At 52.5% G+C, this 4130-nt stretch carries 6 protein-coding genes; 3 read left to right on the top strand and 3 right to left on the bottom strand.

Annotation, left to right across the window (positions count from 1 at the left end):
• Positions 1–228: 228 nt before the first annotated feature.
• Positions 229–870, bottom strand: a complete 642-nt coding sequence (locus tag VB712_RS13940; RefSeq protein WP_323255718.1) for a tetratricopeptide repeat protein — start codon at positions 868–870, stop codon at positions 229–231.
• Positions 871–944: 74 nt separating this feature from the next.
• A complete protein-coding gene (locus tag VB712_RS13935) occupies positions 945–1094 on the bottom strand; it encodes a hypothetical protein (RefSeq protein ID WP_323255716.1) in 150 nt (49 codons plus the stop codon).
• Between the two features lie 147 nt (positions 1095–1241).
• On the opposite strand from VB712_RS13935, the gene VB712_RS13930 reads away from it, so the two are divergent.
• Together VB712_RS13930 and VB712_RS13925 are read left to right on the top strand one after the other, a co-directional pair.
• Positions 1242–1703, top strand: coding sequence for a hypothetical protein (locus tag VB712_RS13930; RefSeq protein WP_323255715.1), 462 nt, complete (start codon positions 1242–1244; stop codon positions 1701–1703).
• Entirely contained in the window at positions 1704–2510 is an 807-nt protein-coding gene (locus VB712_RS13925) for an MOSC domain-containing protein (protein WP_323255713.1), read from the top strand.
• A 36-nt stretch (positions 2511–2546) separates the two neighbouring features.
• Here VB712_RS13925 and VB712_RS13920 read toward each other — a convergent pair whose 3' ends face one another.
• Positions 2547–2948 (bottom strand): hemerythrin family protein, encoded by a 402-nt coding sequence (locus tag VB712_RS13920; protein WP_323255711.1) that lies wholly within the window; start codon positions 2946–2948, stop codon positions 2547–2549.
• A gap of 199 nt (positions 2949–3147) precedes the next feature.
• Between VB712_RS13920 and VB712_RS13915 the strand changes: the two genes are divergently transcribed.
• The coding region (locus VB712_RS13915) for a hydantoinase/oxoprolinase N-terminal domain-containing protein (protein WP_323255709.1) at positions 3148–4130 on the top strand (983 nt) is incomplete at its 3' end.

Below are 4130 nucleotides of genomic sequence, written 5' to 3'. Positions count from 1 at the left end.
GTAGGCAATCCGCCCACTCATTACGCTGCCTGCTTACCCTTAAATGCTTCCAGGCCTGTCGGTTTTTAGCCTTGTGATAGTTCCTGGACGTTTGAAATACAATATGATTAGCATAACACGACTGGCCCAAGGAGGGCGACTAAAGTCGCTCGTGTCGTCTTTCATCCCCGCAATAAATTGACGTTGCTCTAAGACTCCCGCACTATTTTCGTAAGAACCCCCAAAAGCTCACGCCGTTAACGTGGGATTTAATAACTCGTCGCGCCACCTCTCCACCTGCTTGCTGTAGCGACGGGATGAAAAACTGGGAGAAAGATAATTAATTGCCCGCTGATAATCGGCGATCGCCAAATTCCAATCTCCCCGCAGATGATACGTCCGCCCCCGCTCCCCATAGACCCGACCCTTGAGGCGACTGCCCAACACTAACACCAAATCAAAATTTTCAATGGCTAAATCGTATAGCCCTAAATCTCGATAGGTAATCCCTTGATTAATCCAAGCGTGGAGATTGCCCGGGTTGAAATCTAAGGCAATTTGATAATCCGCGATCGCCTCCCCTAATTTTCCCTGAGCCACCGCACAATTCGCCCGATTATTATAGGCACTGTCTAAACGAGTATCGAGGGCGATCGCCTGATCATAATCCCGATTTGCCCGGTCATAATCTCCCAGCCGAAAATACATCAAACCCCGATTGTTATAATCCATCGCACTGTTGGGATATTCAGCAATCAGTTGATCCAAAAGGGCGATCGCCCCCCGATAATCCCCCTGATTGGCATATTCCAGGACAAGAGCGCGGCATTGACGCACTGCCTCATCTGTTGTATGGATACTCGTTTGCTGCTCTTGTTGATCCCAACGCATAAGGATTGACCCTCCACGAATAATCTTCAGCCTAAGGTGTAGTGGCTATCTCAGGGGCAAAGCTTGTGTCAGTCTCAGCAACTGGCCCGCCCCCACCACAACCCTAGCCCTTCACTACAGACCCCCCCGCCCCAATTTCGCACCATTCCCATAAATCCCGCCACTGCTCTGTTGAGGGATGTTGCGGGATCGCCCCAGACCGCAGCGGACTTGCTAAAATTCATGGGCATTGCCCCCAGCGTTACCCCTAGGCCCTGCTCAGGGTTGCTGATTTTGATCCAGCGAGGACGGCTAGGATCGGTGATCCTGGGGTCGAATGGCGATCTGCTTCAGTGCAGCGATCGCCTGCTCCATTCACAGGAAATTTTTCGATGAATACTGCCTTATTTCCCAATGCCCCCGATGTCCAAGCCAGTGATTACTGTGTTTTTGGTCTGGCCACCTGCTTTATCCGTGAAGACGGTGAGGTTAAGGAAGTGCAGGTGGTGGAACCCATCCCCTCCGCTGCCCTCCAAGCCCTGTTTAAAGGTATTCCCACTTCCTATCAATACGCCTGCGGTAAACCCTTGGGGGAATTTTTCGAGGCGGAAAATTTGCAAATGCCGCCGGAATTTCCCCCCCCCGCGCAGTTTTGTGAAAACTTTGCCGCCCGTACCGTTGCCGCTGCCCGCACCTATCAGCGATCGCAACAAGCCCAAACCCTGATTCCCGTAGGAACCCAAAAGGCAGACTTTAACTTTTCCACCGAGCGCAAGCGCGTCCTCAATGCTGACAACATCGTCAGCACCGAGGATAACGTTAAACAGCACAGCTACACCCATCAGGTGCTCTAGATGCAGGTTCAGGCGTTGTGGATCTATCCCATTAAGGGGGCGAGGGGGATCGCCTTGGAGCGGGTTGCGGTGCAGCGGGCTGGGTTTGAGTATGATCGCCGCTGGATGGTGGTCAATCCCCAAGGGCAGTTTATGACCCAACGGCAACATCCCGCATTGGCACGGCTAACCGTGACTATCACCCTTGAGGGTCTCCGCCTATCCTTTGCCGATAACCCTGCGCCGGTTGTCATTCCCCTCACACCCCTAGGGGAACCATGCCCGGTACAGGTGTGGCGCACCCAGACCATCGGGTTAGATCAGGGGGAAGCGATCGCCCAATGGTTAAGTCACCACCTCGCCACCCCCTGCCGGTTAGTGGCCCAATCTCCCCATCACCCGCGCCCCACGGATCCCGCCTATGCGCCGGGGGGAGCCGTGAGTTTTGCCGATGCTTATCCGGTATTGCTGACGAATACGGCATCTTTAGCAGATTTGAATGAGCGGATCAGGGCGAATCAGGGGCAATCTGTGGGGATGGAGCGGTTTCGCCCTAATTTAGTTGTGGAGAGTGGGATCGCGTTTGGGGAGGATGAATGGCGATCGCTCCGCATCGGTGCAGTGAACTTTCAGGCGGTGAAAGGGTGCGATCGCTGCATCGTGACGACAACAGATCAGCAAACCGGCGCGAGAAACCCCGACAAAGAACCCCTCAAAACCCTCGCCACGTTCCGCCAACGTCAAGGCAAACTCTACTTTGGCGAAAACCTCATGCCCCAATCCGAGGGCGTGATCCAGGTCGGGGATAGGGTGGAAATATGGGGGTAAGCGAGGGAGGGGCGAAAAATTTTTCGCCCCTACGGTTCAGGAGGAAGGCATACAGGGCTTCAGTTGTGTATCGATCTTGCGAATATGGTTAATAAACCAATCCAAAAGATTCTGGCTAATATCGAGAACCAGCATAAAACTAGGGCCATGGGCATTAAATTCCGCCTTGATTGCCTGATATTTAGCAATAAATTGCTGATGGGCTTGGGCATTCGTGGCTGCAATCGGGCATTGATAGCGGTGCATACATTCTTCTTCAAAACCAAAATGCTGCTCAACGTAGCGATCTAAGAACTGGATAATCTTTTGAATTTCCTCCGGCCCCTTATTATCTTTCAAAGCCTGCACCAACAGATTCATTTGATCAATCATCAACTTATGTTGCTGATCAATTTCAGGAATGCCAATCTTTAATGAATCATCCCAAACTAATGGCATAAATGTTCCGCTCCTATGTAGCGTTAAATCAATCCATTATCACCATAAAATTGTGAAAAATCTGTGAAAGATCTCCCTCAGGGGCAAACTGTCTTGTTTTGTTACAGTCGGGATCAAGAATTGCCTCCCCTCTTCGCCTCCGCAAGGATGCGTTAAAATGAAGCCCATTGTAGCGATCTCTATACCCCTCCCTCCATCTATGAGCCATGCCGCCGATTCCCCCACCCCTCGCCCTACGGGTTGGCAATTTTGGATTGATCGCGGCGGCACTTTTACCGATATTATCGCCCAAAGTCCAACGGGCGAAATCCACATCCATAAACTCCTTTCCGAAAACCCAGATCGCTACCCCGATGCACCCCTCCAAGGCATCCGCGAAATTCTGGGGTTAAAGGGTGATCAACCGATCTCGAGGGGACAGATCAGTAGTATTAAAATGGGGACAACGGTAGCCACCAATGCCCTCTTGGAACGGAAGGGCGATCGCACCCTCTTGATCACCACCCAAGGTTTAGGCGATATCCTCCGCATTGGCGATCAGCACCGTCCCGATATTTTTGCCCGTCACATTGTTTTACCAGAACTGCTCTACGAGCAAGTCATTGAAGCCGAAGAACGCTACAGCGCGGCGGGGGAAGTGATCACGCCGTTAAATTTGGTAAAAATTCGCCAGGATCTCCAACGGGCCTATGATACCGGCATCCGCAGTTGTGCCGTTGCCCTCCTCCATGGCTACCGCTACCCCGCCCATGAATTAGCGATTGGGGCGATCGCCCGCCAAGTGGGGTTTACACAGATATCCCTTTCCCACCAAGTTAGCCCCCTAATGCGGTTGGTGGGCCGGGGGGATACGACCGTTGTCGATGCCTATTTATCCCCCATTTTGCGCCGTTATGTAGACCAGATCGCAGGCCAACTCCCGCCTGATACGCCGTTAATGTTTATGCAATCCCACGGCGGCCTCACCGATGCGGCCCAATTTCAAGGCAAGGATAGTATTCTTTCGGGGCCAGCGGGGGGAATTGTTGGGGCGGTGAAAACCTGTGCGATCGCCGGGTTTACGAAAATTATCGGCTTTGATATGGGGGGAACTTCTACCGATGTGAGCCATTACGCGGGCAGCTATGAACGCAGCTTTGCCACGGAAATTGCCGGGGTACGGTTGCAAACGCCGATGTTGGC

The sequence above is a fragment of the Spirulina sp. CCNP1310 genome (genome assembly GCF_034932185.1).
Lineage (GTDB): Bacteria > Cyanobacteriota > Cyanobacteriia > Cyanobacteriales > Spirulinaceae > Spirulina.
The sequence above is the reverse complement of the archived record's forward strand: the minus strand, read 5'-3'. Positions and strand labels throughout refer to the sequence as shown.

Bases quoted from the DNA above. Each gene is read 5' to 3' on its own strand.
- VB712_RS13940 (WP_323255718.1), bottom strand. From the start codon at position 870: ATGCGTTGGGATCAACAAGAGCAGCAAACGAGTATCCATACAACAGAT.
- VB712_RS13935 (WP_323255716.1), bottom strand. From the start codon at position 1,094: ATGAATTTTAGCAAGTCCGCTGCGGTCTGGGGCGATCCCGCAACATCC.
- VB712_RS13930 (WP_323255715.1), top strand. From the start codon at position 1,242: ATGAATACTGCCTTATTTCCCAATGCCCCCGATGTCCAAGCCAGTGAT.
- VB712_RS13925 (WP_323255713.1), top strand. From the start codon at position 1,704: ATGCAGGTTCAGGCGTTGTGGATCTATCCCATTAAGGGGGCGAGGGGG.
- VB712_RS13920 (WP_323255711.1), bottom strand. From the start codon at position 2,948: ATGCCATTAGTTTGGGATGATTCATTAAAGATTGGCATTCCTGAAATT.